At 72.5% G+C, this 24,897-nt stretch carries 26 protein-coding genes; 16 read left to right on the top strand and 10 right to left on the bottom strand.

All coding sequences use genetic code 11. The features are described 5' to 3' along the window. The first annotated feature begins 144 nt into the window (after positions 1 to 144). Complete coding sequence (locus OG245_RS05995) at positions 145 to 1,497, top strand: hypothetical protein (protein WP_371627816.1); 1,353 nt, start codon at positions 145 to 147, stop codon at positions 1,495 to 1,497. On the opposite strand, the gene OG245_RS05990 is transcribed toward OG245_RS05995, so the two are convergent. The 3 genes from OG245_RS05990 to OG245_RS05980 all read right to left on the bottom strand — a co-directional run bounded on the left by OG245_RS05990 (position 1,476) and on the right by OG245_RS05980 (position 3,941). After that, positions 1,476 to 2,474 carry a MerR family transcriptional regulator gene (locus OG245_RS05990; protein ID WP_371622500.1) on the bottom strand — a complete coding sequence of 333 codons (999 nt, stop codon included), beginning with the start codon at positions 2,472 to 2,474 and terminating at the stop codon, positions 1,476 to 1,478. The two genes, OG245_RS05995 and OG245_RS05990, sit on opposite strands and share 22 nt — an antisense overlap. A 3-nt stretch (positions 2,475 to 2,477) precedes the next feature. Next, on the bottom strand, positions 2,478 to 3,248 hold the full coding sequence (locus OG245_RS05985) for a HEAT repeat domain-containing protein (protein WP_371627815.1): 771 nt from the start codon (positions 3,246 to 3,248) through the stop codon (positions 2,478 to 2,480). A gap of 84 nt (positions 3,249 to 3,332) precedes the next feature. Then, positions 3,333 to 3,941 (bottom strand): GPP34 family phosphoprotein, encoded by a 609-nt coding sequence (locus OG245_RS05980; RefSeq protein ID WP_371622499.1) that lies wholly within the window; start codon positions 3,939 to 3,941, stop codon positions 3,333 to 3,335. 179 nt (positions 3,942 to 4,120) lie between these two features. Here OG245_RS05980 and OG245_RS05975 point away from each other — a divergent pair, with 179 nt between their 5' ends. Both OG245_RS05975 and OG245_RS05970 read left to right on the top strand, forming a co-directional pair. Beyond that, positions 4,121 to 4,450, top strand: coding sequence for a deoxyxylulose-5-phosphate synthase (locus tag OG245_RS05975; RefSeq protein ID WP_371622498.1), 330 nt, complete (start codon positions 4,121 to 4,123; stop codon positions 4,448 to 4,450). Between the two features lie 351 nt (positions 4,451 to 4,801). Next, positions 4,802 to 5,146, top strand: coding sequence for a hypothetical protein (locus OG245_RS05970; protein WP_007445858.1), 345 nt, complete (start codon positions 4,802 to 4,804; stop codon positions 5,144 to 5,146). Between the two features lie 134 nt (positions 5,147 to 5,280). Here OG245_RS05970 and OG245_RS05965 read toward each other — a convergent pair whose 3' ends face one another. From OG245_RS05965 to OG245_RS05955, 3 genes are all read right to left on the bottom strand, one after another. Further along, positions 5,281 to 5,799 carry a pyridoxamine 5'-phosphate oxidase family protein gene (locus OG245_RS05965; RefSeq protein ID WP_371622497.1) on the bottom strand — a complete coding sequence of 173 codons (519 nt, stop codon included), beginning with the start codon at positions 5,797 to 5,799 and terminating at the stop codon, positions 5,281 to 5,283. Positions 5,800 to 5,877: 78 nt separating this feature from the next. Further along, positions 5,878 to 6,336 carry an SRPBCC family protein gene (locus OG245_RS05960; RefSeq protein WP_371622496.1) on the bottom strand — a complete coding sequence of 153 codons (459 nt, stop codon included), beginning with the start codon at positions 6,334 to 6,336 and terminating at the stop codon, positions 5,878 to 5,880. Then, positions 6,336 to 6,689 carry an ArsR/SmtB family transcription factor gene (locus OG245_RS05955; RefSeq protein WP_371622495.1) on the bottom strand — a complete coding sequence of 118 codons (354 nt, stop codon included), beginning with the start codon at positions 6,687 to 6,689 and terminating at the stop codon, positions 6,336 to 6,338. Before OG245_RS05955 ends, OG245_RS05960 begins: the two co-directional genes overlap by 1 nt. Before the next feature lie 115 nt (positions 6,690 to 6,804). Between OG245_RS05955 and argC the strand changes: the two genes are divergently transcribed. From argC to OG245_RS05930, 5 genes are read left to right on the top strand one after another with little or no spacing between them, the layout of a single operon-like run. Next, complete coding sequence (gene argC / locus OG245_RS05950) at positions 6,805 to 7,833, top strand: N-acetyl-gamma-glutamyl-phosphate reductase (RefSeq protein WP_371622494.1); 1,029 nt, start codon at positions 6,805 to 6,807, stop codon at positions 7,831 to 7,833. Continuing rightward, positions 7,830 to 8,984, top strand: a complete 1,155-nt coding sequence (gene argJ, locus OG245_RS05945) for a bifunctional glutamate N-acetyltransferase/amino-acid acetyltransferase ArgJ (RefSeq protein WP_371622493.1) — start codon at positions 7,830 to 7,832, stop codon at positions 8,982 to 8,984. The genes argC and argJ overlap by 4 nt, the downstream gene beginning before the upstream one ends. After that, entirely contained in the window at positions 8,981 to 9,958 is a 978-nt protein-coding gene (gene argB, locus OG245_RS05940; protein ID WP_371622492.1) for an acetylglutamate kinase, read from the top strand. The genes argJ and argB overlap by 4 nt, the downstream gene beginning before the upstream one ends. After that, positions 9,955 to 11,154 (top strand): acetylornithine transaminase, encoded by a 1,200-nt coding sequence (locus tag OG245_RS05935; protein ID WP_371622491.1) that lies wholly within the window; start codon positions 9,955 to 9,957, stop codon positions 11,152 to 11,154. Before argB ends, OG245_RS05935 begins: the two co-directional genes overlap by 4 nt. Positions 11,155 to 11,179: 25 nt before the next feature. Beyond that, positions 11,180 to 11,716 carry an arginine repressor gene (locus OG245_RS05930; protein WP_371622490.1) on the top strand — a complete coding sequence of 179 codons (537 nt, stop codon included), beginning with the start codon at positions 11,180 to 11,182 and terminating at the stop codon, positions 11,714 to 11,716. A gap of 10 nt (positions 11,717 to 11,726) precedes the next feature. On the opposite strand, the gene OG245_RS05925 is transcribed toward OG245_RS05930, so the two are convergent. Beyond that, a complete protein-coding gene (locus OG245_RS05925) occupies positions 11,727 to 12,428 on the bottom strand; it encodes a L,D-transpeptidase (protein WP_371622489.1) in 702 nt (233 codons plus the stop codon). Positions 12,429 to 12,653: 225 nt separating this feature from the next. Between OG245_RS05925 and OG245_RS05920 the strand changes: the two genes are divergently transcribed. The 3 genes from OG245_RS05920 (at position 12,654) to OG245_RS05910 (ending at position 16,462) form a co-directional block, all read left to right on the top strand. Further along, positions 12,654 to 13,847 (top strand): argininosuccinate synthase, encoded by a 1,194-nt coding sequence (locus OG245_RS05920; RefSeq protein WP_103507470.1) that lies wholly within the window; start codon positions 12,654 to 12,656, stop codon positions 13,845 to 13,847. A gap of 113 nt (positions 13,848 to 13,960) precedes the next feature. Next, positions 13,961 to 15,391, top strand: coding sequence for an argininosuccinate lyase (gene argH, locus OG245_RS05915; protein ID WP_371622488.1), 1,431 nt, complete (start codon positions 13,961 to 13,963; stop codon positions 15,389 to 15,391). A 99-nt stretch (positions 15,392 to 15,490) separates the two neighbouring features. Then, positions 15,491 to 16,462, top strand: coding sequence for an aldo/keto reductase (locus OG245_RS05910; RefSeq protein WP_371622487.1), 972 nt, complete (start codon positions 15,491 to 15,493; stop codon positions 16,460 to 16,462). 30 nt (positions 16,463 to 16,492) lie between these two features. Here OG245_RS05910 and helR read toward each other — a convergent pair whose 3' ends face one another. Further along, a complete protein-coding gene (helR, locus tag OG245_RS05905; protein ID WP_371622486.1) occupies positions 16,493 to 18,658 on the bottom strand; it encodes an RNA polymerase recycling motor ATPase HelR in 2,166 nt (721 codons plus the stop codon). Positions 18,659 to 18,933: 275 nt separating this feature from the next. On the opposite strand from helR, the gene OG245_RS05900 reads away from it, so the two are divergent. Continuing rightward, the gene (locus OG245_RS05900; protein ID WP_371622485.1) at positions 18,934 to 19,485 is read left to right on the top strand and encodes a TetR/AcrR family transcriptional regulator; all 552 of its coding nucleotides are present in this window, start codon (positions 18,934 to 18,936) and stop codon (positions 19,483 to 19,485) included. Continuing rightward, a complete protein-coding gene (locus tag OG245_RS05895; protein ID WP_371622484.1) occupies positions 19,482 to 21,026 on the top strand; it encodes an MFS transporter in 1,545 nt (514 codons plus the stop codon). Before OG245_RS05900 ends, OG245_RS05895 begins: the two co-directional genes overlap by 4 nt. Positions 21,027 to 21,098: 72 nt before the next feature. Here the strand turns inward: OG245_RS05895 and OG245_RS05890 are convergent, their stop codons facing one another. Beyond that, complete coding sequence (locus OG245_RS05890) at positions 21,099 to 21,770, bottom strand: lysophospholipid acyltransferase family protein (RefSeq protein WP_371622483.1); 672 nt, start codon at positions 21,768 to 21,770, stop codon at positions 21,099 to 21,101. Positions 21,771 to 22,033: 263 nt separating this feature from the next. On the opposite strand from OG245_RS05890, the gene OG245_RS05885 reads away from it, so the two are divergent. The 3 genes from OG245_RS05885 (at position 22,034) to OG245_RS05875 (ending at position 24,419) form a co-directional block, all read left to right on the top strand. Further along, positions 22,034 to 23,191 (top strand): glycerophosphodiester phosphodiesterase, encoded by a 1,158-nt coding sequence (locus tag OG245_RS05885; protein ID WP_371622482.1) that lies wholly within the window; start codon positions 22,034 to 22,036, stop codon positions 23,189 to 23,191. Positions 23,192 to 23,325: 134 nt separating this feature from the next. Further along, the gene (locus OG245_RS05880) at positions 23,326 to 23,898 is read left to right on the top strand and encodes a sigma-70 family RNA polymerase sigma factor (protein ID WP_371622481.1); all 573 of its coding nucleotides are present in this window, start codon (positions 23,326 to 23,328) and stop codon (positions 23,896 to 23,898) included. Positions 23,899 to 23,915: 17 nt separating this feature from the next. Then, a complete protein-coding gene (locus OG245_RS05875; protein WP_371622480.1) occupies positions 23,916 to 24,419 on the top strand; it encodes a GNAT family N-acetyltransferase in 504 nt (167 codons plus the stop codon). A gap of 36 nt (positions 24,420 to 24,455) precedes the next feature. Here the strand turns inward: OG245_RS05875 and OG245_RS05870 are convergent, their stop codons facing one another. Continuing rightward, positions 24,456 to 24,896: a hypothetical protein gene (locus tag OG245_RS05870; RefSeq protein WP_371622479.1), complete on the bottom strand. Its 441-nt coding sequence runs from the start codon at positions 24,894 to 24,896 to the stop codon at positions 24,456 to 24,458. Position 24,897: the final 1 nt, after the last annotated feature.

Here is a 24,897-nt window from a genome sequence, read left to right as displayed (position 1 = left end):
GGTGGAGCAACCGCCGTATGCATGGGGAGGCTCCGTCCGATGCCGAACATCCGCAGACCGATGCCGAACATCCGAGGGCTTTCGCCGACGCCCCGCGGCGCGTCGGCGGCCACCCGCCGAACCCGGCGCCCCGGCCTCGCCGGGATGCTGCTCATCGCCGTGGCCTTCGCCGGGCTCCAGCTGACAGCGGTCACCGGACGTGCCTCGCCCGACACGAAGAACTACCTCTCCTACGCCCTGAGCCTCAGCGGTGAGGACCGGCAGGAGGCGGGCCGGCTGGCCATCGGCTACTCCTGTGCCGGCGGACAGCGAGCGCCCCTGGACCTCATCCCCTGGACCAGCAGGAAGGCCGCGGGCGAGACGCGGGAGCAGTGCGTGCGCCGACTCGACGACTCGGTCGCCTACTGGTCGGGCCACGGCAACACGTCGGGGATGACCGCGCCGTTCGCCAACCACCGCTTCATGGCCATCTTCGAGGCCAGGCCCGGCTATCCGCTGTTCCTGGTCCCCTTCCTGGCCGCCTTCGGAGCCACCTGGGGCCTCTGGCTCGCCGGGCTCGTCGTCGCGCTGGCCGGAAGCGTCTGCGTCCTGCTCACCCTCCGGGCCGCGGGGGCTTCCCGGCGCGCCGGTCTGGCCGGGCAGGCCCTGTACCTGGCGCTGCCCACCGGCACCGTCGCCATGAACCCCCTGAGCGACGGGCTCTCCCTGGCGCTCGGCACGGCGGTCGTCCTCGGCTGCGTCCTGCTGCTGCGCGACCGGCCCCGTAGGGGCGCGGCGCTCGTCGCGGGCGGCCTCGCCCTGATGTTCCTCGTCCGCTACTCGCAGGCCCTGTTGCTGGCGGTCGCTCTCGCGGGCGTCTTCCTGGCCCGGGCCGGGTGGCTCCGGCTGAAGCGGCGGGAGTCCGCCCCCGTGCTCCGGGCGGCCGGACTGTGCGGCGCGCTGGCGGCGCTCGTCTACGCCGGGGCGCATCTCCTGTCCTGGCCGATGGGCCAGGACAGCGCCCAGGACCTGCTGACCCACCACTACCAGCGCCCCGATCTGCCCGACCCCTGGCCCGAGTTCTTCGTCCAGGAGCGGGTCTTCTGGTCGGCGTGGCTCCGGCGCCAGGCCACCTACCCGGTCCTGCCCGTCCTGCTCGCGCTCTCGGCCTGGGCGCTGCTGAGGCGGCGCTCCGTGGTGCTGCCCGTCGCCCTCGCGGCAGGGGCGGCCGGCCTCCTCAACCAGGCGGGCCACCCGAATCTGGATCAGCTGCTCGGCTACCGCCTCATCGTGTTCGTCTGGCTGCTGCCCGCCCTGACGATCCCGCTGCTCCTGGACCGACCGCCGACCGACTCCGCACCCCACGACGCGCCACGCGACAGACCCCAGGACGCGTCACGCGACCCGGCACGCGACCCGGCGCGGGCAGGGCGGTCGGCCGACACGACGGCACGCGTCGCGCCGGCCCCCGTGGACGATGTCCCGGGAGCGGACCGTCACTCCGCCTCGCGCAGCTGAACCAGGTACGCCGCCGTCAGCGCGACGGCACGGTCCTCGTCGTGCAGCAGCTCCCGGAGGGCGCGTGAGGAACCCGCCCCCGGGACGCCACCCAGCGCCTGGACCAGCCGCCCGCGCGCCGACGTGCCGGTGGTGTCGCGGGCGATCCGGTCGGCGAGCACGGTCGCGATCCGGTCGGCCGCCGCGTCGTCGGCGGCCAGCAGGCTCAGCGCGTCGGCCGCGTCGGTGTCGTTCGTCCCCGCCACGACCAGATCGACGAGGGCCGGGACAGCGGTCGCCTCGCCCCGTGCCGCGAGGGCCGGAGCGGCGTAGCCGCGGACCACGGCATCGGGGCTCGCCAGGGCGTCCCGCAGCAGCGCGGTGGCCTCGCCGCCGGGCATCTCGGCGAGGGCCCGTACGGCGCGTTCGCGCACCGCGGCCACCGGTGAGCCGAGTCCCTCGGCCAGCAGCGCCGGGCCGCCGCCGCCCGATCGCGCCAGTGCCCAGCGAAGGGCCCCGGCCACATGCGGGTCGCCCTCGTCGAGCGCCGCCTCGACCAGGGCCTCCACCGGAACCTCGTCGACCGAGGCGAGGGCGGCCCGCTGGCGGGCGGCGGGACTCTTGGAGCCCAACGCCCCCAGGAGCGTGACGACCTGGAGGACGTCCTCCCAGCCGGCCGGATCCGTGGCGTGGACCCGATGCAGCCGGGTGAGCAACTCGGTCTCCACCGCGATGCGTTCGCGTGTCCGACGGATCAGGTCGTCGACGAGTGCGGAGGGAGTGAAGCCGGGATCGTCGAGGGCGCGCCCGATCTCCCGCAGTGACAGTCCCACCGCCCGCAGGCTCTCGACATGGAAGATCCGCTGGATGTCCGCCCCGGAGTACTCCCGGTAGCCGGACCCGGTACGGCCCGAGGGCCGCACCAGACCGAGCGACTCGTAGTGCCGGAGCATGCGGGCACTGACCCCGGACCGCCGCGCGACTTCACCGATCAGCACGCCCTACGGACCTTCCTCATCCGAGCCGCTGACGCCGCCGGAGCCGCTGACGCCGCCGGAGCCGCCGACGCCACTGACGCCGCCGGAGCCGCCGGAACCCTCCAAGCCTTCGGAGGCGCCATGGCCGCCGAGGGCCACGACGCGCTTCGCCTCCTCCACGGCGAGCGTGAACCCGGCGTCCGGGTCGCGCAGCAGCCGCTGGGTGGCGAGCGCGTGCGCGCGGACGAGCGGGTCGGGGTTCCTCGCCGCGGCGGCCAGGGCCGACTCCATCGCGTCCCCCAGCGCGACCAGCGCCTGGCTGAGGCTCAGCCGCGTCTCCCGCCCGCCGCGCCCGAGCTGCGACACCAGCACCCCGGCCAACGCGGCCTCCTCCCCTTCCGGTACGAGGACGACCGCCGCCCGCCAGGCACTCCGCGCCACCTCGTCGTCGGCGTCGGTCAGGAACGCCCGGGTGATCGCCGGCCACGCCCTCCGGTCCCCGATCTTGGACAGCGTGTGCAGTGCCTGGCTCCGCGCCCGCGTCCGCTCGGAATGGAGCTCGCGGAGCAACCGGGGAAGCGTGACGGACACCGGGTGGCGGGTGAGCGCCCAGGTCAGCATGTCGCGTACGAAGAACTCCGGCTCGACCGCGCACCGCTCGACGAGCGCGCCGACGAAGCCCGGATCCGGCGTCGAGCCGACCGCCAGAGCGGCTCGCAGCCGCACCGACGCACGGTCGTCCTCCAGCCCACGCAGCGCTCGTACCTTGTCCGTGTCGTGTCCCGTGACCGTCATCGAGACCACCTCCTCGGCAAGCAGTGAAGAGCTTGTCACCGTGTCAAGGTCAACCCTGCGGTGTGCCGGGCCGGGGGCTCCGGCTCACGGTCCGCGCCAGACGTTGGCGAAGGCCGTGTTCTCGATGGTCCGCCTCTGGCGTACGGCCTCCAGCTCCATCACGGCTTCGTGGACGGTGGCGACCACGGTCGTCGCCGTCTCGTCGTCGAGGCTGGGCTCGTCGTCACCCGACCTTCCGCCCTCGATGCCCACGGCCGACGCGAGGGCGGCCAGGACGGGTTCTCCCTCGTCCTGGCGGGCGACGGCCCGGTGCCGGCCGGGTGTGTCGACCAGCTCCACGCGCCTGGGGCCGAAGGGCAGCCGGCCGCTTCTCTTCTGCGTGAGCTCGCCGTCCTTCTCCAGCGTGTCCTGGTAGGTTCCCGCGAGGTCCCGGCCGCGGCGCCACAGCCAGTCCTCGATCCGCTCGTAGGGCGGCTCCCCGGTGATCCGTGCGGCGGCCTCGCCGAGGAGTCGGTCGTCCGGCGCCGGCGACCCGCCCGGCACGATCAGGTCGCCCTCCACGGTGACGGCTCCCGCAGCGACGAGATCGAGCAGCTCGGCTCCCGCGAGTGCGAGCGACAGGTCGCCCTGCCCCACCGTGTGTTCCGGCACCGGATCCATGGCGATGATGAACAGGTCTTTCGCCGTGGTCATGAACGGCTCCCCTCGAAGGCATCGGCAAGGCGGGCCCCACCGGCCGCCCCGGCCAGGAGCCGGTTCGGCGGCGGGGCGACTGCTACGACCAGTATCGCCTCCGCCCGTGTCGTACGGCTCTGACGGGGGTCCGAAGAAAGTCGATGGCCGCCTCCCGGGGCGATCCCTAGGCTGGGCGGGTGAGCCATGCGAAGACCTCGTACGTCTGCCTCCCCTGCCGCGCCTCCTTCAAGCAGACCCACGACCGGGCAAGGCAGCGGAGCTGTCCGCGCTGCGCGGAGCCGATGATCCACGTGGGGTCGGCGTTCGCGGCACCGCGGCGGCGGGACATCGCGGCCTGGCGGGCCCTCACGGTGCTGCTGAACGCGGGCGTGGGGTTCCACAAGAGCTGCTGCGGCGGGCCCGGATTCCGTCCGAGGACGCCGCGTGAGGTGCGTGAGCGGCTGACGTACGCGCGGCGCAGCGGCACGCCGGTGGCCGAGGCGCTCGTCCGACGGGACGTGGCGTAGCGCCGCTGCGCCCTCCCGCGTGACGGGTGCCCGAGGCGGAGCAGGCGGAGAGGGAGCGTGCAGAGGGCGACCAGCACCGTTCCGACGGCACAAGGGCCACGAGGTAGCGCCCGCCGGTCCCGAACCGGGTCCCGGCGGCCACTCTGGATCATGGTAGGTCGCTTTGTGTGTCACCATATGTACGCAGGGTCACGGCGCTGTCGCCTCGGTGATCCGTGCGTCAGTGCGCCTGCGGAAACACATCCCTGCGCGAGGCCCCACCCGGAACCGGACCTGTCTGCCTGCCCGCGGGCCGGGGGAGGGGCGCGGCAGTCCCATCGCAACACCCCATCGCCCAGAAGGATTTCACCCATGCGCTTTCGCTCCACCCTTCCCGCCGTTCTCGGCGCCGCTCTGCTGCTCGCCGCCGTTCCCTCTTCCGCGTCGGCCGCCGAGGGGCAGTTCCGCTACGACTACGTGACCGTCGAGGGGTACGAGGCGACCGGCTTCCTGAACAGCCCGCCCAGCGGCGAGTGCGTCAACCTCCCGGGCGTCGGCCTGGAGAACCCCGAGCCCGGGCACTCCCCGAAGAACCGCACCGACGCCTGGGCGGAGGTCTTCACGGACGTGGACTGCGAGGGCGCTTCCTTCCCGCTCCGCCCGCACACCGGCGGGGCCTCGGAGCGGCTGAAGGTGCGTTCGGTCGTCTTCCACTGACACCCCGCTCCACGCACGGCCGCATGCGCCGCCGCCCGTGGCCCTGTACGGGCCACGGTCGCCGGGCATGCGCCGATCGGACGCTCACCGCGGTGCCGCTCCGGTCGATCCGGTCGGTTCGGCTGTCCGGAAGGTCAGCGCTGGAAGCGGTAGCGGGTCTGGCTGTACGCCGCGCCCTTTCCGAAGGCGAACCCGGTCTCCGGGGCGATGCGATACAGCAGCACCTCGCCGGAGCGGATGGTGTCACCGAGGCCGTACCAGGTGCCCTCCGGGCTCGTCAGGAGGTCGCCGTACTTGCTCTCGTAGGCGTCGGCGGTGGTGCCGCGTTCGGCCGGGTCGCGCACCGGCTCGGCACGTCCTTCGACGGTGATGTCGATACCGTCCAGGATGTTCGTGCCGGTCGTCATGGTGCAGTGGTCGTTGACGCGGAGGTTGCGCGCCTTGCGTTCCTGGTCGCCGGTGGCGAAGTACAGGGCGCCGCCGGTCCAGACGGCCAGCAACGGTGTCACATGGGGCCGGCCGTCGGGGCGGACGGTGGACAGCCAGAACAGTCGCGCCCGCCGGAGCTCGCGCAGTGCGGTCGGCCAGGGGGTCGCGTCGGCGTCGGAGTCGCTGAACGGGCCGAGCTCGGTCATCGGTTCACGGTCGGACATGGAAGCTCCTCGAGGGGTCGGGCGGGAACGCGGTCGGCCGGTTCCGCGGGAGGCGCCGCGACCTCCTCGGCGGCCCGCTCACCCCTGTCCTCCCGTACCCAGCCCGACGCCCAGGGCGTCGAGCCAGTCGCCGGTTCCGAGCCGCCGCCAGGAGGGCTCCTCCCGGCCGTCGAGGAAGGTGCCCTGCTCGGTGAGGACCAGCCGGGCTCCCCTGTCGGCCGGGCAGAACTCCACGGTCGTCAGCGACGCCGTCGCGAGGTCCGGCCCCACGTGCAGCACGGAGGTGTAGACGATGCGCTCGTCCGGGACGATGTCGCGGTACAGCGACTCGAACGTCAACGACGGGCCGCCGTCCGGACGGCGGCGGTTGATCTCCCGGCCCCCGACCCGGAAGTCCAGCTCATGGTCGGCGTCGGGCGTGGAGAACCAGCGGGCCTTCGCCTCCGGGTCGGCCCATGCGGCGAACACCCGGGCCGCCGTGGCCGGGTAGAGCCGTTCCAGGGTGAACGTGGCGTGCGTGACGGAACGGTCGATCATCACTGGGAACCCCTTTGCTCCGGTGTGCCGGGATCGTCGAGCAGGTAGTCGCCGAGCCGGTCCAGCCGCCGTTCCCAGAACGTGCGCTGCTCGGCGAGCCAGTCCTCGGCCGCCCGCAGCACGTCCGGCTCGATGCGGCAGGTGCGGACGCGGCCGGCCTTCTCTGAGCTGACCAGCCCGCAGGCCTCCAGCACCTGGATGTGCTGCATGGCCGCCGGCAGCGACATCTCCAGCGGCCTGGCCAGTTCGCTGACCGACACCGGCCCGCGGATCAGGCGCTCCACCATCGCGCGGCGCGTCCCGTCCGCCAGTGCCTGGAACACCCGGTCCAGCGGTTCGCCATAGTTAGGCATGTCCTTAACTATTAAGGGTCGCCGTTCCCTGGTCAAGTGCTGCCCCGCACCGATGACTCTTTGCATAAAAGTGCGTCGATGCGTATAGTCATGCCATCGATCAGGAGGGTTACCGATGGTGGTACGAGCAGCAGTGGCAGGGGCGAGCGGCTACGCCGGCGGGGAGCTGCTCCGTCTCCTGCTGGCGCACCCGGACGTCGAGATCGGCGCCCTCACCGGGCACTCCAACGCCGGACAGGCGCTCGGGTCGCTCCAGTCGCATCTGCGGCCCCTGGCCGACCGGGTGCTGGAGCCCACCACCGCCGAGGTGCTCGCCGGCCACGACGTCGTCTTCCTGGCGCTTCCGCACGGGCAGTCCGCCGCCGTGGCCGAGCAGTTGGGGCAGGAGGTCCTCGTCGTCGACATGGGGGCCGACTTCCGGCTGAAGGACGCCAATGACTGGGAGACGTTCTACGGGTCCCCGCACGCCGGGACCTGGCCCTACGGGCTCCCCGAGCTGCCGGGCGGGCGGTCCGCGCTCGCCGGGTCCCGGCGCATCGCCGTGCCCGGGTGCTACCCGACCGCCGTCTCCCTCGCGCTCTTCCCGGCGTACGGGGCCGGCCTCGCCGAGCCGGAGGCCGTGATCGTCGCCGCGTCCGGCACCTCCGGGGCGGGCAAGGCGGCCAAGCCGCATCTGCTCGGCTCCGAGGTGATGGGCAACATGACCCCGTACGGCGTCGGCGGCGGGCACCGCCACACGCCCGAGATGATCCAGAACCTCAGCGCCGCCGCCGGTGAGCCGGTGACCGTCTCCTTCACGCCCACCCTCGCTCCCATGCCGCGCGGCATCCTCGCCACGTGCAGCGCGAAGGCGAAGCCCGGCGTGAGCGCCCGGAGCCTGCGCGAGGCGTACGAGAAGGCGTTCGCGGACGAGCCGTTCGTGGACCTGCTGCCCGAGGGGCAGTGGCCCGCCACCGCCGCGGTGTACGGCTCCAACGCCGTACAGGTCCAGGTCGCGTACGACGCGGCGGCCGGGCGGATCATCGTGATCAGCGCCATCGACAACCTCGCCAAGGGCACCGCGGGCGGTGCCCTCCAGAGCATGAACATCGCCCTCGGACTCCCCGAGGACACAGGTCTTTCGACGATCGGAGTGGCACCGTGAGCGTCACGGCAGCACAGGGGTTCTCGGCGGCGGGCATCGCCGCGGGAATCAAGGAGAGCGGCAACCCGGACCTGGCCCTCGTGGTCAACGACGGGCCGCGCCGCGCCGCCGCGGGCGTCTTCACCTCCAACCGCGTCAAGGCCGCCCCGGTGCTCTGGTCGGAGCAGGTACTCAAGGGCGGCGAGGTCACCGCCGTCGTCCTCAACTCCGGCGGCGCCAACGCCTGTACGGGCCCCCAGGGCTTCCACGACACCCACGCCACCGCCGAGAAGGCCGCCGAGGTGCTGAAGGGCCACAGCGCGGGCGAGATCGCCGTCGCCTCCACCGGGCTCATCGGCCTGCTGCTCCCCATGGACAAGCTGCTCCCCGGCATCGAGCAGGCCGCCGCCGCCCTCAGCGAGCACGGCGGCGAGAAGGCCGCCATCGCCATCAAGACCACCGACACCGTGCACAAGACGGCCGTCGCGGGCGGCGAGGGCTGGACCGTCGGCGGCATGGCCAAGGGCGCGGGCATGCTCGCCCCGGGCCTGGCCACCATGCTCGTCGTCCTCACCACCGACGCGGATGTCGAGAGCCCCGCGCTGGACGCCGCCCTGCGCGACGCCACCCGGACCACCTTCGACCGGGTCGACTCCGACGGCTGCATGTCCACCAACGACACCGTGCTGCTGCTGGCCTCCGGTGCCAGCGGCATCACCCCGGAGCAGGGCGAGTTCGCCGAGGCCGTACGGGCCGTCTGCGCGGACCTCGCCCGGCAGCTCATCGGCGACGCCGAGGGCGCGTCCAAGGACATCCGGATCGAGGTGATCAACGCGGCCACCGAGGACGACGCCGTCGAGGTCGGCCGGTCCATCGCCCGCAACAACCTCCTCAAGTGCGCCATCCACGGCGAGGACCCCAACTGGGGCCGTGTCCTCTCCGCGATCGGCACCACCGAGGCCGCCTTCGAGCCGGACCGGCTCAACGTCGCCATCAACGACGTCTGGGTCTGCAGGAACGGCAGCGTGGGCGAGGACCGCGACCTCGTCGACATGCGCTACCGGGAGGTCAGGATCACCGCCGACCTCGCCGCCGGCATCGAGTCGGCCGTCATCTGGGCCAACGACCTCACCGCGGACTACGTCCACGAGAACAGCGCGTACAGCTCATGAGCACCGCGCGGAAGCACACCGCACTCCCGAAGGCGCAGATCCTCGTCGAGGCGCTGCCCTGGCTGACCCGGCACCACGGCAGGACCGTCGTGATCAAGTTCGGCGGCAACGCCATGATCGACGAGGAGCTGAAGGCCGCCTTCGCCCAGGACGTCGTCTTCCTGCGGCACGCCGGCCTCAAGCCCGTCGTCGTGCACGGCGGCGGCCCGCAGATCAGCGCCCAGCTCGACAAGCAGGGCCTGGTCAGCGAGTTCAAGGCCGGGCTGCGGGTCACCACCCCCGAGGCGATGGACGTCGTCCGGATGGTGCTCGCCGGACAGGTCCAGCGCGAGCTGGTCGGCCTCCTCAACCAGCACGGCCCCCTCGCCGTCGGCATGACCGGTGAGGACGCCCACACCATCACCGCCACCCAGCACCGGCCCACCATCGACGGCGAGAGCGTCGACATCGGCCGGGTCGGCGAGATCACCGCCATCGACACCGGGGCCATCCAGGCGCTGCTGGACGACGGCCGCATCCCGGTCATCTCCTCCATCGCCCGCTCCGCCGACGACCACCACGTCTACAACGTCAACGCCGACACCGCGGCCGCCGCGCTCGCCGCCGCCCTGAACGCCGAGACCCTGATGGTCCTCACCGACGTCGAAGGGCTCTACGAGGACTGGCCCAACAGCGACGACGTCATCAGCCGGCTCACCGCGAGCCAGCTGGAGAAGCTGCTGCCCGAGCTGTCCAGCGGCATGGTCCCCAAGATGCAGGGCTGTCTGCACGCCGTGCGCAACGGCGTCGAGACCGCCCGCGTCATCGACGGCCGCGTCCAGCACTCGATCCTGCTGGAGATCTTCACCGACGAGGGCATCGGCACGATGGTGGTGCCCGACGCCCCCATCGACGTACACGGAACAGACGTACACGGAACCGGCGTACACGGAACACCGGCCACGCACGGACACCAGCAGCAGGGGGAATCATGACCGGCGCCGAAGGACTCACTGAGCGGTGGCAGGGCGCGCTGATGGACAACTACGGCACGCCCCGGCTGCCGCTCGTCCGCGGCGAGGGCGCCTACGTCTGGGACGAGGAAGGCACCCGCCACCTCGACTTCGTCGGCGGTATCGCGGTCAACGCCCTCGGCCACGCCCACCCCGCCGTCGTCGAGGCCGTCTCCACCCAGATCGCCTCCCTGGGACACGTGTCGAACCTGTTCATCGCCGAGCCGCCCGTCGCGCTCGCCGAGCGGCTGCTCCAGCTGTTCGGCCGTCAGGGGCGGGTCTTCTTCGCCAACTCCGGCGCGGAGGCCAACGAGGCCGCCTTCAAGATCGGCCGGCTCACCGGACGCGGCCACATGGTCGCCACCGACGGCGGCTTCCACGGCCGGACGATGGGCGCGCTCGCCCTCACCGGCCAGCCCGGCAAGCAGGAGCCCTTCCGCCCGCTGCCCGGCGACGTCACCCACGTGCCGTACGGGGACGCCGACGCGCTGCGGGCAGCGGTGACCACCGACACCGCGCTGGTCATCATCGAGCCGACGCAGGGAGAGAACGGCGTCGTCGTCCCGCCCAAGGGCTATCTGGAGGCCGCCCGGGAGATCACCCGGGCGACCGGCACCCTGCTCGTCCTGGACGAGGTCCAGACCGGCATCGGCCGCTGCGGCCAGTGGTTCGAGCACCAGGCGCACCAGGGCGTCGAGCCGGACATCGTCACCCTCGCCAAGGGCCTCGGCGGCGGTCTGCCGATCGGCGCGACGGTCGCCTTCGGAGCGGCGGCCGACCTGCTGAAGCCGGGGCACCACGGCACGACGTTCGGCGGCAACCCGGTCGCCTGCGCCGCCGGTCTCGCCGTCATCGACACCCTCGCGGCCGACGGCGTGCTCGCCGACGTCAAGCGGCTGGGGGAGAGGATCCGCGAGGGCGTGGAGGCGCTGGGACACCCGCTGGTCTCCCACGTCCGCGGCTCGGGTCTGCTGCTGGGTATCGTGCTCACCGGACCCCTCGCACCGCAGGTGCAGCAGGCGGCCCAGGGAGCCGGCCTCCTGGTGAACGCGCCCGCCCCCGATGTCGTACGGCTCATGCCGCCGCTGATCATCGGTGACGCGGAGGTGGACGCGTTCCTGGAGATCCTGCCGAGCGCTCTCGACGCGGCATACGGGGACGGACGATCCGGAGCATGACCCTCCGGAGAATGAGGCGACGACGATGACCGAGGCGCAGGAATCCGAGCACGGCGGGCCGTCCGTGCCGCAGACCCGCACCGCCCGCCACCGCCGGATCGTGGACATCCTGAACCGGCAGCCGGTCCGCTCGCAGAGCCAGCTGGCCAAGCTCCTCGCCGACGACGGGCTGAGCGTCACCCAGGCGACGCTCTCCCGGGACCTCGACGAGCTGGGCGCGGTGAAGATCCGCAACACCGGCGGCGAGCTGATCTACGCGGTGCCGAGCGAGGGCGGATTCCGCACCCCGCAGGCCCCGCTCGGCGGCTCGGCCAAGGAGGAGCGGATGCGCCGGCTCTCGGCCGAACTGCTCATCTCGGCGGAGGCCTCGGCCAACCTCGTGGTGCTGCGCACCCCGCCGGGCGCCGCCCAGTTCCTCGCCTCGGCCATCGACCAGGCCGAACTGCACGACATCCTCGGCACCATCGCGGGCGACGACACGCTGATGCTCATCAGCCGCGACCCGAACGGCGGCAAGGCGCTCGCCGACCACCTGCTGAGGCTCGCTCAGAACGACCGCTGAGCGTCCCCGTTCAGTAGCGGGTGATCGCGGTCGGGCCCGAGGAGGTGCCGACCGCGATGTGCGGTGCGCGCTCCGGGTCCGCCCAGGCGAGGATCTCCGCCATGGCGGCGGCCGGGACCGAGACGCACCCGGCCGTCGCCCCGCGCCCGTTCACGTGCAGGAAGATGCCCGCGCCCCGGCCGCGTACCGGACGGTCGTAGTTGAATCCGATCACCAGCGCGCGGGCGTACTGCGTGCCGTAGGAGACCAGGTGCTCGGCCTCCGCCGCCCGGCAGTCCGCCGGACGCGGCTCCACCCAGCGGTTGTACGCGCGCGCGTCGTTGTCCTGGCACCACCAGGAGTCCTCGGTGACCTCTCGGTAGGGATACGTCGTGCCGGCCGGGGCCTCCTCGACGCCGAAGGCGTACGGCAGGTCGTACAGCCCGGTGGGCGTGGTGCTGGTGCCCTGCTCCCGGGTCGACCCCTCGGCCAGCCCGTTGGCCCCGAACCTGGCGGGCGCCGACCCGGCCTCCGCCCACCTGCCCCCGCGCCGTTCCCACCAGGTCACGGTCCCGGTCGTGGAGCCGGCGTCCGGGGCCTCGGCGGTGATCAGCTGGGAGCCGCCGCCCGTGTCCGCCAGCCGGTCCGGCAGGGGCGGGGCGTCGGCGGGCCCGGCCCCGAGGGAGCCGGCCAGGGCGAGGAGTACGGCGGCGGTCACCAGTGATCTGCGCATGCTCCGGACCGTACGGCGGCAGTCGGGCACGCCCCACCGGACCTGCTCCGTACGGCCCAGCGGCTCACCGCGACCGTACGCCCCCACGGTGTCCGACAGCCCCCGGCAGACCCACGACATCACGCTGAAACGGCCGAGAACACCGCCCTGACCTGCTGTTTTGACAAACAATACAGAGGACTGCATAGTTATACCCATCAGTGATTGCACCGTAAGGAGAAACCCGTGACCGAGCGCGTCGTACTCGCCTACTCGGGCGGCCTGGACACCTCCGTCGCCATCGGCTGGATCGCCGAGGAGACGGGCGCCGAGGTCATCGCCGTCGCCGTGGACGTCGGCCAGGGCGGCGAGGACCTGGACGTCATCCGCAAGCGTGCGCTCGCCTGCGGTGCCGTCGAAGCCGAGGTCGCGGACGCCAAGGACGAGTTCGCCGAGGAGTACTGCCTCCCGGCGATCAAGGCCAACGCCCTCTACATGGACCGCTACCCGCTGGTCTCGGCCCTCTCCCGGCCGACCATCGTCAAGCACCTCGTCGCCGCCGCCCACAAGCACAACGCCGGGATCGTCGCCCACGGCTGCACCGGCAAGGGCAACGACCAGGTCCGCTTCGAGGCCGGCATCTCCGCGCTCGGCCCCGATCTGAAGTGCATCGCCCCGGTCCGCGACTACGCGATGACCCGGGACAAGGCGATCGCCTTCTGCGAGGAGAAGAACCTCCCGATCGCGACCACCAAGAAGTCCCCGTACTCCATCGACCAGAACGTCTTCGGGCGCGCCGTCGAGACGGGCTTCCTGGAGGACATCTGGAACGCGCCGATCGAGGACATCTACGAGTACACCGAGAACCCCGCCGCCCAGCGCGAGGCCGACGAGGTCGTCATCTCCTTCAAGGAGGGCGTGCCCGTCGCCATCGACGGGCGTCCCGTCACCGTCCTCCAGGCGATCCAGCAGCTCAACGAGCGGGCCGGCGCGCAGGGCATCGGCCGGATCGACATGGTCGAGGACCGGCTCGTGGGCATCAAGTCCCGCGAGGTCTACGAGGCGCCCGGCGCCATCGCGCTGATCACCGCCCACCAGGAGCTGGAGAACGTCACCGTCGAGCGCGAGCTGGCCCGCTACAAGCGGCAGGTCGAGCAGCGCTGGGGCGAGATGGTCTACGACGGCCTGTGGTTCTCCCCGCTGAAGCGCGCCCTGGACGGCTTCATCAACGAGGCCAACCAGCACGTCACCGGCGACATCCGGATGACCCTGCACGGCGGCCGCGCCGTCGTCACCGGCCGGAAGTCCGAGGAGTCGCTGTACGACTTCAACCTCGCCACCTACGACTCGGGCGACACCTTCGACCAGTCCAAGGCGCAGGGCTTCATCGAGATCTTCGGGCTCTCCTCCAAGATCGCGGCCAAGCGCGACCTCGCCTGACCCTCCCTCGTCGTACAGCCGCCTCCCCGTCGTCACGCGGCAGGGAGGCGGCCGCATATCCGCACCCTGGCCTACGTCCTGGCCTTTGCCTTCGCCTTCTTGAGGAGCACGCAGTGAGCAGCAACAACGGTGACGTCCGGCTCTGGGGCGCGCGTTTCGCCGACGGACCGGCCGAGGCGCTGGCCAAGCTGTCCGCGTCCGTCCACTTCGACTGGCGGCTCGCCCCGTACGACATCGCCGGCTCCCGCGCCCACGCACGCGTCCTCAACAAGGCGGGCCTGCTCAGCGAGGACGAGCTGACCCGGATGCTCGCCGGGCTCGACCAGCTCGAAGCCGACGTCGCGGACGGCTCCTTCACCGGGACCATCGCCGACGAGGACGTCCACACCGCGCTGGAGCGCGGGCTGCTGGAGCGCCTCGGCGCCGACCTCGGCGGCAAGCTGCGGGCCGGGCGGTCGCGGAACGACCAGATCGCCACGCTCTTCCGGATGTACCTGCGCGACCACGCCCGGACCATCGGCGGCCTGATCGCCGACCTCCAGGCCGCCCTGGTGGGCCTCGCCGAGGCCCACGCGGACGTCGCGATGCCCGGCCGCACCCACCTCCAGCACGCCCAGCCCGTCCTCTTCGCCCACCACGTGCTCGCCCACGTGCAGTCCCTGTCCCGGGACGCCGAGCGGCTGCGCCAGTGGGACGAGCGCACCGCCGTCTCCCCGTACGGTTCCGGGGCGCTCGCAGGATCCTCGCTCGGGCTCGACCCGGAGGCGGTCGCCGCCGACCTCGGGTTCGAGCACGGCTCGGTCGCCAACTCCATCGACGGCACCGCCTCGCGGGACTTCGTCGCGGAGTTCGCCTTCATCACCGCGATGATCGGCGTGAACCTCTCCCGGATCGCGGAGGAGGTCATCATCTGGAACACGAAGGAGTTCTCCTTCGTCACCCTGCACGACGCCTTCTCCACCGGCTCCTCGATCATGCCGCAGAAGAAGAACCCGGACATCGCGGAGCTGGCCCGGGGCAAGTCCGGCCGCCTCATCGGCAATCTGACCGGCCTGCTCGCCACGCTCAAGGCGCTCCCGCTCGCCTACAACCGGGACCTCCAGGAGGACAAGGAGCCCGTCTTCGACTCCTGCGACCAGCTGGAGGTCCTGCTCCCCGCCTTCACCGGGATGATGGCCACCCTCACCGTCAACCGCGAGCGCATGGAGGAGCTGGCCCCGGCGGGCTTCTCGCTCGCGACCGACATCGCGGAATGGCTGGTCAAGCAGGGCGTTCCGTTCCGGGTGGCGCACGAGGTGGCCGGCGCCTGCGTCAAGGAGTGCGAGCGGGACGGCATCGAGCTCGACCAGCTCACCGACGAGCAGTTCGCCAAGATCTCCGAGCACCTCACCCCCGAGGTCCGCACGGTGCTCAACGTGCGGGGCGCCCTCGCCTCCCGCGACGGCCGGGGCGGAACGGCCCCCTCCGCCGTCGCCGTACAGCTCGCCGAGGTGAAGGAAGACCTCGCCGCCCAGCACGCCTGGGCGACCGCCCGCCGGCCGTAGCGGCGGCCGCGCGGGGAGCCGTGCCGCACCGGATGGACGAAGAGCATCGCGGGCTCACCGGGGTAGGAGTAACCGAAACCCGACCCCGAGGAGCCCGCGATGCCCTTCGCCGCCCTGGCCGCCGCGACGACCCCGACCGCCCACATCGGGCTGGGCCTTGCCGCCGTCGGAAGGCCCGGCTACATCAATCTCCACCGAGACCGGGACCTGCCCGCCGACCGCGACCCCGACGCCCTGCGCGCCCGCACCCACGAACTGCTGGACGCCGCCTACGCCCAGGGCGTCCGGTACGTCGACACCGCCCGCTCCTACGGCCGCGCCGAGGAGTTCCTGGGGGAGTGGCTGGACGCCCGGCCCTCGTTCACCGACCTCGTCGTCGGCAGCAAATGGGGGTACACCTACACCGCCGACTGGAGCGTCGAGGCAGCGGAACACGAGGTCAAGGACCACAGCCTCGCCACCTTCGAGCGGCAGTACGCCGAGACCCGCGGCCTCCTCGGCGACCGGCTCAGCCTCTACCAGGTCCACTCGGTCACCCCGGACAGCCCGGCGCTCACCGACAAGGAACTGCTCGGCCGCCTGGCCGCCCTGGCCGCCGACGGCGTCACCGTCGGCCTCTCCACCAGCGGGCCCGCCCAGGCCGACGCGATCCGGGCCGCCCTCGCCGTCACGGTCGACGGCGAACCCCTCTTCCGTACGGTCCAGGCCACCTACAACGCGCTGGAGACCTCGGCCGCGCCCGCGCTCGCCGAGGCCCACGACGCCGGACTCACCGTGATCGTCAAGGAGGGCATGGCCAACGGACGCCTCGCCGGGGACGAGGCCCCCGCGGTGTTCCAGGAGATCGCCGCCGCCGCGGGCGTGGGCGGTGACGCGGTCGCCCTCGCGCTGGTCCTGCACCAGCCCTGGGCGGGCGTCGTGCTCTCCGGCGCGGCCACGGCGGGCCAGCTCTCCGGCAATCTGCACGCCGCCGTCGTCGACCTGGACGACGAGCAGCGAGCGGGGCTCGACGCCCTGGTCGAGGACCCGGAGTCCTACTGGCGGCACCGGGCCGGCCTGCCCTGGCACTGAAGCCCCGCCCGCGACCCGGCCCCGACGGCCTCAGGAGCTCGTCAGGACGACGAGCTCCCGGGTCGCCCGGGTCATCGCGACATAGCGGTCCACCGCCCCCGCGACGCCCGTACCGAAGTCCTCCGGGTCGACGAGGACGACCAGGTCGAACTCCAGGCCCTTCGACAGCTCCGGGGTCAGCGACCGCACGCGGGGCGTCGCCCGGAACGCGGGGGCGCCGATGACACAGGCGATCCCGTCGTCGTGCGCGGCGAGCCAGTCGGCGAGGACGGTCTCCAGGTCCCCGGCGGGGCCGTACCTGACGGGGATGCCGCTGCCGCGCACGGAGACCGGCACGTTGGCGTCGGGGAGCACGGCCCGGACCACCGGTTCCGCCCGAGCCATGATCTCCTCCGGCGTCCGGTAGTTGATGGTCAGGGACGCCAGGGTGATCCGGTCGAGCCCGACCCGCTCCAGCCGCTCCCGCCACGACTCGGTGAACCCGTGCCGGGCCTGCGCCCGGTCCCCGACGACGGTGAAGCTCCGGGACGGGCACCGCTGGAGCAGCATCTGCCACTGGGCGTCGGTCAGTTCCTGCGCCTCGTCCACGACGATGTGCGCGAACGGCCCGGCCAGCAGGTCGGGTTCGGCTCCGCTCGGCCGGTCGGCGGTGGCCAGGGACTCCCGGAGATCCGCCCCGCGCAGCATCGCCAGCGCACCCTCGCCGTCCGCGTCCGCGTCGGCCAGGGTCTCGTCCGCGAGCAGGCTCTCGACGACCCGGTCCATCTGCTCCCGCTCGGCGGCGGCCGCCGCCCGGTGACGGCGCATGCGCCGGGACGCCTCCGGATCGCCGAGCCGCTGCCGTGCCGCGTCCAGGAGAGGAAGGTCGGACACCGTCCAGGCCCGCGCCTGAGGGCGCTGCAACCGCCCGACCTCCTCCGAGGTCAGCCAGGGGGCGCACTTGCGCAGATAGGCGGGTACGGACCAGAGGTCGCCGACCAGGTCGGCCGCCTCGACCAGCGGCCAGGCGCGGTCGAAGAGGGCGAACAGCTCCCGGTTCCGCCGCAGCGAGGCGCGCAGCTGTTCCTCCGGGGCGTCGCCGTCGTGCTTGTCCACGAGGATCGTGACCAGCTCCTCCCAGATCACCTCCCGCGCCTCGTTGTGCGGTGTGCCCGGGTCCGCCGCCCCGAACGCCGCCGCCCAGTCGGCGGCGCCCAGCCAGATGTCGGACCAGTGCGTCCGAACCCGTACGCCCGTGGCGGGCGGCTCCTCGTAGAACCGGACGGCCGGCTCGACCGCCTTCACCAGGTCCGCCGACGCCTTCAGCCGTGCCACCTCCGGGTCGGTCTCGGCGCCCGCCGTCGCTCCCTCGGCGACCAGGTCCCGCAGGGTGCACGTCCGCACGCCCTCCTCCCCGAGGCTGGGCAGGACATCGGAGACGTATCCCAGGTAGGGCTCGTGCGGCCCGACGAACAGCACGCCACCGCGGCGGTGGCCGAGGCGCGGGTCGGAGTACAGGAGAAAGGCGGAGCGGTGCAGGGCGACGACGGTCTTCCCGGTCCCGGGCCCGCCGTCGACGACGAGCGTGCCCCGGGAACCCGCCCGGATCACGGCGTCCTGGTCGGCCTGGATGGTGCCCAGCACATCGCGCATCCGGGCCGAACGGTTGCCGCCCAGACTGGCGATGAACGCGGACTGGTCATCCAGCGCGGCATGCCCGGCGAAGCCCTCCGGAGCGAACACCTCGTCCCAGTAGTCGCTGATCCGGCCGTCGGCCCAGCGGTAGCGGCGACGGCCGGCCAGGCCCATCGGATCAGCGTGGGTGGCCCCGAAGAACGGTTCGGCGGCGGGGGAGCGCCAGTCGAGCAGCAGACGGCGGCCCGTACTGTCGGTCAGCCCGAGCCGTCCCACGTACAGCGGACCGGAGCCGTCCGCGGCGACCATGTGCCCGAGACACAGGTCGAGCCCGAACCGGCGCAGGGCGCGCAGCCGGCCGGTCAGCCGGTGGATCTCCACATCGCGGTCCATCGCCTGCCGGCTCGCCCCGCCGGGCGCCCTGCGTTCGGCCGCGAGCCGGTCGGTCAGCTCGGCGACCGACTGTTCCAGGCACTGGGCGACGGCCGCGAAGTGCTGCTCGTCAGCCGCGATCAGCGCCGGGTCGGCCTTGGGGGAGAGGCGGTCGGGGAGGTCGAAGGCGCTGGCGGTCAGGGGTGTCACGGCATCGGTTCCGATCTGCGGTACGGACGGGGGCGGCGTCCCGTCCCGGCTACGGCGGACGATTCTGCGGCAGACGGGGGGGCTTGCCGCAAGGCCCCCCGTGCGCTATAAGTTGAGAGTGGCAAGGAGTGGATCCACCTCCGGCCACTTTTTTGTTTCCCACCGCGCACTCCGCGCCTCACGGCCTGCCCCGCCTTCGCCCCCGCGTCCTCCTCCTGCCTGCTCGCACACCATTCAATGAGACGAATCTGTCTCAGATGGTTTATGGTCGTCTCATGACTCTCGATCGTGAGCAGGTGCTGCGCAGCGCCGCCGCCCTGCTGACCCGCAAATCGACCGCCACCATGGACGAGGTCGCCAGGGCTGCGGGCATCGGCCGGGCCACCCTCCACCGCCACTTCGCCGGGCGCGACGCCCTGGTGAGGGCGCTGGAGAGTCTCGGCATCCAGGAGTTCGAGGCGGCCCTCGACGCCGCCCGGCTCGACGAGGACACCTCCGAGGAGGGGCTGCGCCGCCTCATCGCGGCCGTCGAGCCCAGCGCCGGACTGCTGTCCTTCCTCGTCAACGAGAACCAGCTCTTCGAGGGCGACGAGGTCAACGAGGGCTGGAACCGGGCCGACGCCCGGGTCTCCGCCTTCTTCCGCCGCGGCCAGGAACGCGGCGAGTTCCGTATCGACCTCACCCCCGCCTGGCTGACGGAGGCCCTCTACGGGCTCGTCGGCACCGGCGCCTGGGCCGTCCAGGCGGGACGGGTCGCCGCACAGGATTTCCAACACATGATCGTCGAGTTGCTGCTCGGCGGAGCACGCCGGAGCGTAGAGCAATGACCAGCACCGACCAGAACCCGGACACCATGGACGCGGTACGCCGCCCGGGGCGGTGGATCGCACTCGCCGTCCTCGTCCTCGCCGTGCTGCTGGTGGCCGTGGACGCGACCGTCCTCGGTCTCGCCACCCCGTTCCTCAGCGAGGACCTCGAACCGACCGGCACCCAGCTGCTCTGGATCGGCGACGTCTACTCCTTCGTCATCGCCGGCCTGCTCGTCTCGATGGGCAGCCTCGGCGACCGGATCGGCCGCAAGAAACTGCTGCTGATCGGCGCCGTCGCGTTCGGCGCGGTCTCCGTGCTCAACGCGTACGCGACCACGCCCGAGATGATGATCGTGGCCCGGGCGCTCCTCGGTGTCGCGGGCGCCACCCTGATGCCGTCCACCCTGGCCCTGATCCGCAACCTCTTCCACGACCCGCGCGAGCGCAGCCTCGCCATCGGGATCTGGGGCGCGATGGCCTCGGCGGGCGCGGCCGTCGGCCCGGTCGTCGGCGGGTTCCTGCTCGAACACTTCTGGTGGGGTTCGGTCTTCCTCATCAACCTGCCCGTGATGGCCGTCCTCGTCGTCGTCGGCATCAAGCTGATCCCCGAGTCCAAGAACCCGGCTCCCGGCCCGTGGGACATGCTCAGCGTCGGGCTCTCCCTGGTCGGCATGATCGGTGTCGTGTACGCGATCAAGGAGGCGGCCGCGCACGGGGTGAGCTGGGGGGCCGGTGCGGCGGCCGTCGCCGGCGTCGGCGCGCTCACCTGGTTCGTCCGCAGGCAGCTGCGGCTGCCCGCGCCCCTGCTGGACATGCGGCTCTTCCACCACCGGGGCTTCTCCGGCGCGGTCCTCGCCGACCTGCTGACCATCCTCGGCCTGTCGGGTCTGGTCTTCTTCCTCTCCCAGTTCCTGCAACTGGTGCAGGGCCGCGGACCGCTGGAGGCCGGGCTCGCCGAACTGCCCGCAGCCATCGGCGCGGTGACCGCGGGTCTGCTGGCCGGGTTCGCCGCCCGCCGCTTCTCGGTCCGCTCCGTGGTCTCGGGCGGTCTGGCCGCGGTCGGACTGGCCCTGGGCAGTGTGACCCTGCTCGACCAGAACACCGGGTATCCGCTGCTCGGCTCCATGCTGCTGGTCGTCGGCGTCGGCGCGGGCTTCGCCTTCACCGTCACCGCCGACGTGATCCTCTCCAGCGTCCCGAAGGAGCAGGCGGGCTCCGCGTCCGCCGTCTCCGAGACCGCGTACGAGCTGGGCGCGGCCCTCGGCATCGCCCTGCTCGGCTCCATCGTCACCGGCGTCTACCGGGGCTTCCCGACCCCGTCCGGCATCCCCGCCGACGTCGAGTCGGCCGCCCACGAGTCACTGGGCGGGGCGGTCGAGGCCGCCGGGGCACTGCCCGCCGCCCAGGCGGGGCCGCTGGTCTCGGCGGCCCAGGAGGCGTTCGTCGACGGACTGCGGTCCGCGGCGGGTGTCGGCGCGTCGGTGCTGCTGGCGGCGGCGGTGGCGGCCTGGTTCCTGCTGCGGGGCCAGAAGCTCGACGACAGCGTCGAGCACCCGTAGGCCGCGCGGCCGTACGAGGAAGGGCCCGCACCCCCTCGGGGGTGCGGGCCCTTCCTCGTACGGCCGCGCGGGTCAGGCCGCCTTCGCCTTCGTCGCGTACATGTCCACGTACTCCTGGCCGGACAGCCGCATCACCTCGGCCATCACCGAGTCGGTCACCGCCCGCAGCACATAGCGGTCGCGGTCCATGCCCTCGTACCGCGAGAACTCCATCGGCTCACCGAAGCGCACCGTGACCTTGCCCGGCCGGGGCAGACCCGCGCCACCCGGCTGCAGCTTGTCGGTCCCGATCATCGCGAACGGGATCACCGGGGCGCCCGTCATCAGCGTCAGCCGCGCGATGCCCGTACGGCCCCGGTAGAGCCGGCCATCGGGGGAGCGGGTGCCCTCCGGGTAGATCGCGAAGGCCTGACCCTCCTCCAGCACCCGGCGTCCCGTCATCAGCGCCGCGACCCCGCCCCGGCCGCCGTCCCGGTCCACCGGGATCATGCCGCAGCCGGTGAAGAACCAGGCCATCAGCTTGCCCTTGAGGCCCTTGCCCGTGACGTACTCGTCCTTGCCGATGTAGAACACCGGCCGGTCGCAGCAGATCGGCATGATCATCGAGTCGATGAACGTGAGGTGGTTGCCCGCGAGGATCACCGGCCCGCTCCCGGGAATGTTCTCGACGCCTTCCACCTGTGGGCGGAACATCAGGCGCAGAATCGGTCCGAGCACTGCCTTGATGACCGTGAGACGGGACAACGGTTCCTCCGGTGTCGTGGCCTGGCCGGCCGCGATGGAATGGGTCGTACGGGCGGTCGCCGGTGCCGACGGGTGATGGTCGGTGCAGGTGAGGACGATACTCGCGGGTATGCCCTGATCGCACATCGGGTTCACGAAGCGGATACATGGTGTTGACGTGTGTTTCCGCCATGTTGGCCGAGGAGCCGTCCTCTCGTACACCTCCCAGCCTACGATCGGGCCTCGCTCGACCGGTCACGGACATCACCAAGCGAGGAGCATTCATGACGGAGCGTGCGTGGACGACCCCCGGCCGGCGGACCCTTCTGGGCGCCGCGGTCCTCGGCACCGCGGCCCTGGGCCTGCCCGCCACCGCCCGGGCGGCCGAGCGGGGCCGCGGCCACGGCGGCGGCCACGGATCGCTGCGCGATCTGCCCGTGCCGACGGTCATCGGCCACCGCGGGGCCAGCGGCTACCGCCCCGAGCACACCCTCGGCTCCTACCAGCTGGCCCTCGACATGGGCGCGCACATCATCGAGCAGGACCTCGTGCCGACCAAGGACGGCCACCTCGTCTGCCGCCACGAGAACGACATCACCGCCACCACCGACGTCGCCGACCACCCCGAGTTCGCCGGCCGCAGGACCACCAAGAGCATCGACGGACTCTCCCTGACCGGCTGGTTCACCGAGGACTTCACCCTCGCCGAGCTGAAGACCCTGCGGGCCGAGGAGCGCATCCCGGGCAGCCGCCCGGACAACACCCTCTACAACGGCCGCTGGACGGTCCCCACCTTCGAGGAGGTGCTGCGCTGGGCGGAGAAGGAGGGCCGCAGGCGCTCCAAGCCCGTCTGGCTGTACGTGGAGACCAAGCACCCCACCTACTTCCGCAAGCTCGGCCTCGGCCTGGAGGAGCCGCTCGCCCGGCTGCTGCGCCGCTACGGCCGGGACCGCCGCGACTCCGCGCTCATCCTCCAGTCCTTCGAGCCCGGCTCCGTCCAGCGCCTCGCGCGCCTCGTCGACACCCCGCGCATCGTCCTGCTGTCCGGCCCGAAGGAGCGCCCCTGGGACTTCGTCGAGTCGGGCGACCCGCGCACCGTCGCCGACCTGGTGAAGCCCGCCGGGCTGAAGTGGATGGCCTCCTTCGCCCAGGGCATCGGCCCCACCCTCGACCTCGTCATCCCCAAGGACGCCTCGGGCCGGCTCACCACCCCGACCACCCTGGTGCGGGACGCGCACGCCGAGGGCCTGCGGCTACACCCGTACACGCTGCGCAACGAGAACAGCTTCCTGCCCGCCGACTTCCGGCGCGGCACCGACCCCAACGCCTACGGTGACGTGTTCGGCGCCTGCGCCGCCTACCTCGCCACCGGCATCGACGGCATCTTCGCCGACCACCCGGACACCGCGCTGCTCGCGGCGGCGGACCACGCCGGACGCTGACCCGGTACGGAGACGGTGACGGCGCGCCCGCCGTACACGGGGTGCGCCGTCAGCCGCCCGTCCTCACGTACCCCGGTCGGGTGGTGCGGTGCCGCCGGGGCAACCGGCGGCGCTCACGGCACGTCCGCCGGGGCATGACGCTTCTCGACCACGACCCCGGACCGGCCGCTTCCACCGCACTCGTCGTCCGTGCCTTACAACCCCTGGTGCGCGCGGAGGCGAGGGCCGAGGCCCCGGCCGCCGGGCTCGATCCCGCCGACCTCGAACAGAGCGTCTGGGTCAGGCTGCTGGAGCGTCCGGCCGCCGCCGGGCCACCCGTCGACGCGGCCCGCTGGGTGCGCGACACCGTACGGGGCGAGGCCCGCCGCGGACGCCGGACCGCCCGGCGGGAACGCCCGTACGCCGGAACGGAACCCGCCGCCGGACCGGCCGACTGCCCGGAACGCGCCGCTCTCGGGGCCGCCGAACGCCGCGCGTTGCGCTCCGCGATGGCCCGGCTGCCCGGCCGCTGCCCCCGGCTGCTGGAGGCGATGCTCGCCCCCGGCGACCCGACCTACCGGGAAATCGCAGGGGAGTTGGGTATGTCACAGGGGAGCTTGGGCCCGATCCGTTCCCGTTGCCTTGGATGTCTGCGCAGAATGCTGGCTGCGGAGGTTGTCGCTCCTTCCGTGCGGGAAGGGAGCGGTAGGCAACCGGCGAACAGGTGAGCGGGAGGCGTGCACACATGGGCATGAGCGTGACCATCTCGGCGGCGACGGCACAGGACGTCGAGCAGATCTTCAGACTCCAGTACCTCTGCTTCCAGCGCGAGGCGGAGCTGTACGACAACTACCGGATCGACCCGCTCGTCCAGAGCCTCGCATCCCTGCGCGCCGAAGTCGACGACGACCTGGTGTTCGTGGCCCGGCTCGGGGACGAGGTCGTCGGCTCGGTCCGAGGGGGCACCGACCCGGACGGCACGGGCCTCATCGGCAAACTCTGCGTCCACCCCCGGCTCCAGGGCCACGGACTCGGAGCCCGGCTGCTGCTCGCCGCCGAGTCGGCGCTCTCCGCCGAGCGCGCGGCGACCCGCTTCCGGCTGCACAGCGGGCACCGCAGCGAGGGCAATCTGCGGCTCTACCGGCGGGCCGGATACGCCCAGGTCGGGGCCGTCACCGGAGCCGACGGCGTCCGGATGGTCCTGCTGGAGAAGGACGCCGCCGACCGGGACTACGTGGCCAGCGCCTGACCGTGCGCCGCGCGCGGCGGGGCCGGAACGGCGTCGCTACACCGCGACCGTCTTCGCGCGGCGCAGCCAGATCATCCCGGTGACCGGCAGGATCACCGGGATGAAGAGGTAACCCATCCCGAAGTCCGACCACACCGTCGAGTCCGGGAAGGCGGTCGGCTCGGCCAGCGTCCACGCGCCGACGACCAGCACACCGACCAGCTCCGCGGCACAGCACACCAGCGCCGCCCGGCGGGCCTTCTCCCCGCCGCGCACCAGCGAGTACGTGATGAAGCCGTACACCAGCGCGGCGACCGCCGAGAGCGTGTACGCCAGCGGCGCCCGGTCGAACCCCCTGGCCATCTCGACGATCGTGCGCGAGGCCGCCGCGACCGTGAACACCCCGTAGAACCAGACCAGGACCCGTCCGGGCCCGGTGCCCAGCTCGAAGGCCGGCTTCGGGGCCGCGGCCACCTCGGTGCGGTCGGTGTCGCTCACG

The sequence above is a fragment of the Streptomyces sp. NBC_01116 genome, assembly GCF_041435495.1.
GTDB lineage: Bacteria > Actinomycetota > Actinomycetes > Streptomycetales > Streptomycetaceae > Streptomyces.
Note: the sequence above shows the minus strand (reverse complement) of the source record. Positions and strands in the feature narration are given on the sequence as shown.

Bases quoted from the DNA above. Each gene is read 5' to 3' on its own strand.
- OG245_RS05995 (WP_371627816.1), top strand. From the start codon at position 145: ATGCTGCTCATCGCCGTGGCCTTCGCCGGGCTCCAGCTGACAGCGGTC.
- OG245_RS05985 (WP_371627815.1), bottom strand. From the start codon at position 3,248: ATGACGGTCACGGGACACGACACGGACAAGGTACGAGCGCTGCGTGGG.
- OG245_RS05980 (WP_371622499.1), bottom strand. From the start codon at position 3,941: ATGACCACGGCGAAAGACCTGTTCATCATCGCCATGGATCCGGTGCCG.
- OG245_RS05970 (WP_007445858.1), top strand. From the start codon at position 4,802: ATGCGCTTTCGCTCCACCCTTCCCGCCGTTCTCGGCGCCGCTCTGCTG.
- OG245_RS05965 (WP_371622497.1), bottom strand. From the start codon at position 5,799: ATGTCCGACCGTGAACCGATGACCGAGCTCGGCCCGTTCAGCGACTCC.
- OG245_RS05960 (WP_371622496.1), bottom strand. From the start codon at position 6,336: ATGATCGACCGTTCCGTCACGCACGCCACGTTCACCCTGGAACGGCTC.
- OG245_RS05955 (WP_371622495.1), bottom strand. From the start codon at position 6,689: ATGCCTAACTATGGCGAACCGCTGGACCGGGTGTTCCAGGCACTGGCG.
- argC (WP_371622494.1), top strand. From the start codon at position 6,805: ATGGTGGTACGAGCAGCAGTGGCAGGGGCGAGCGGCTACGCCGGCGGG.
- argB (WP_371622492.1), top strand. From the start codon at position 8,981: ATGAGCACCGCGCGGAAGCACACCGCACTCCCGAAGGCGCAGATCCTC.
- OG245_RS05935 (WP_371622491.1), top strand. From the start codon at position 9,955: ATGACCGGCGCCGAAGGACTCACTGAGCGGTGGCAGGGCGCGCTGATG.
- OG245_RS05930 (WP_371622490.1), top strand. From the start codon at position 11,180: ATGACCGAGGCGCAGGAATCCGAGCACGGCGGGCCGTCCGTGCCGCAG.
- OG245_RS05925 (WP_371622489.1), bottom strand. From the start codon at position 12,428: ATGCGCAGATCACTGGTGACCGCCGCCGTACTCCTCGCCCTGGCCGGC.
- OG245_RS05910 (WP_371622487.1), top strand. From the start codon at position 15,491: ATGCCCTTCGCCGCCCTGGCCGCCGCGACGACCCCGACCGCCCACATC.
- OG245_RS05900 (WP_371622485.1), top strand. From the start codon at position 18,934: ATGACTCTCGATCGTGAGCAGGTGCTGCGCAGCGCCGCCGCCCTGCTG.
- OG245_RS05895 (WP_371622484.1), top strand. From the start codon at position 19,482: ATGACCAGCACCGACCAGAACCCGGACACCATGGACGCGGTACGCCGC.
- OG245_RS05885 (WP_371622482.1), top strand. From the start codon at position 22,034: ATGACGGAGCGTGCGTGGACGACCCCCGGCCGGCGGACCCTTCTGGGC.
- OG245_RS05880 (WP_371622481.1), top strand. From the start codon at position 23,326: ATGACGCTTCTCGACCACGACCCCGGACCGGCCGCTTCCACCGCACTC.
- OG245_RS05875 (WP_371622480.1), top strand. From the start codon at position 23,916: ATGGGCATGAGCGTGACCATCTCGGCGGCGACGGCACAGGACGTCGAG.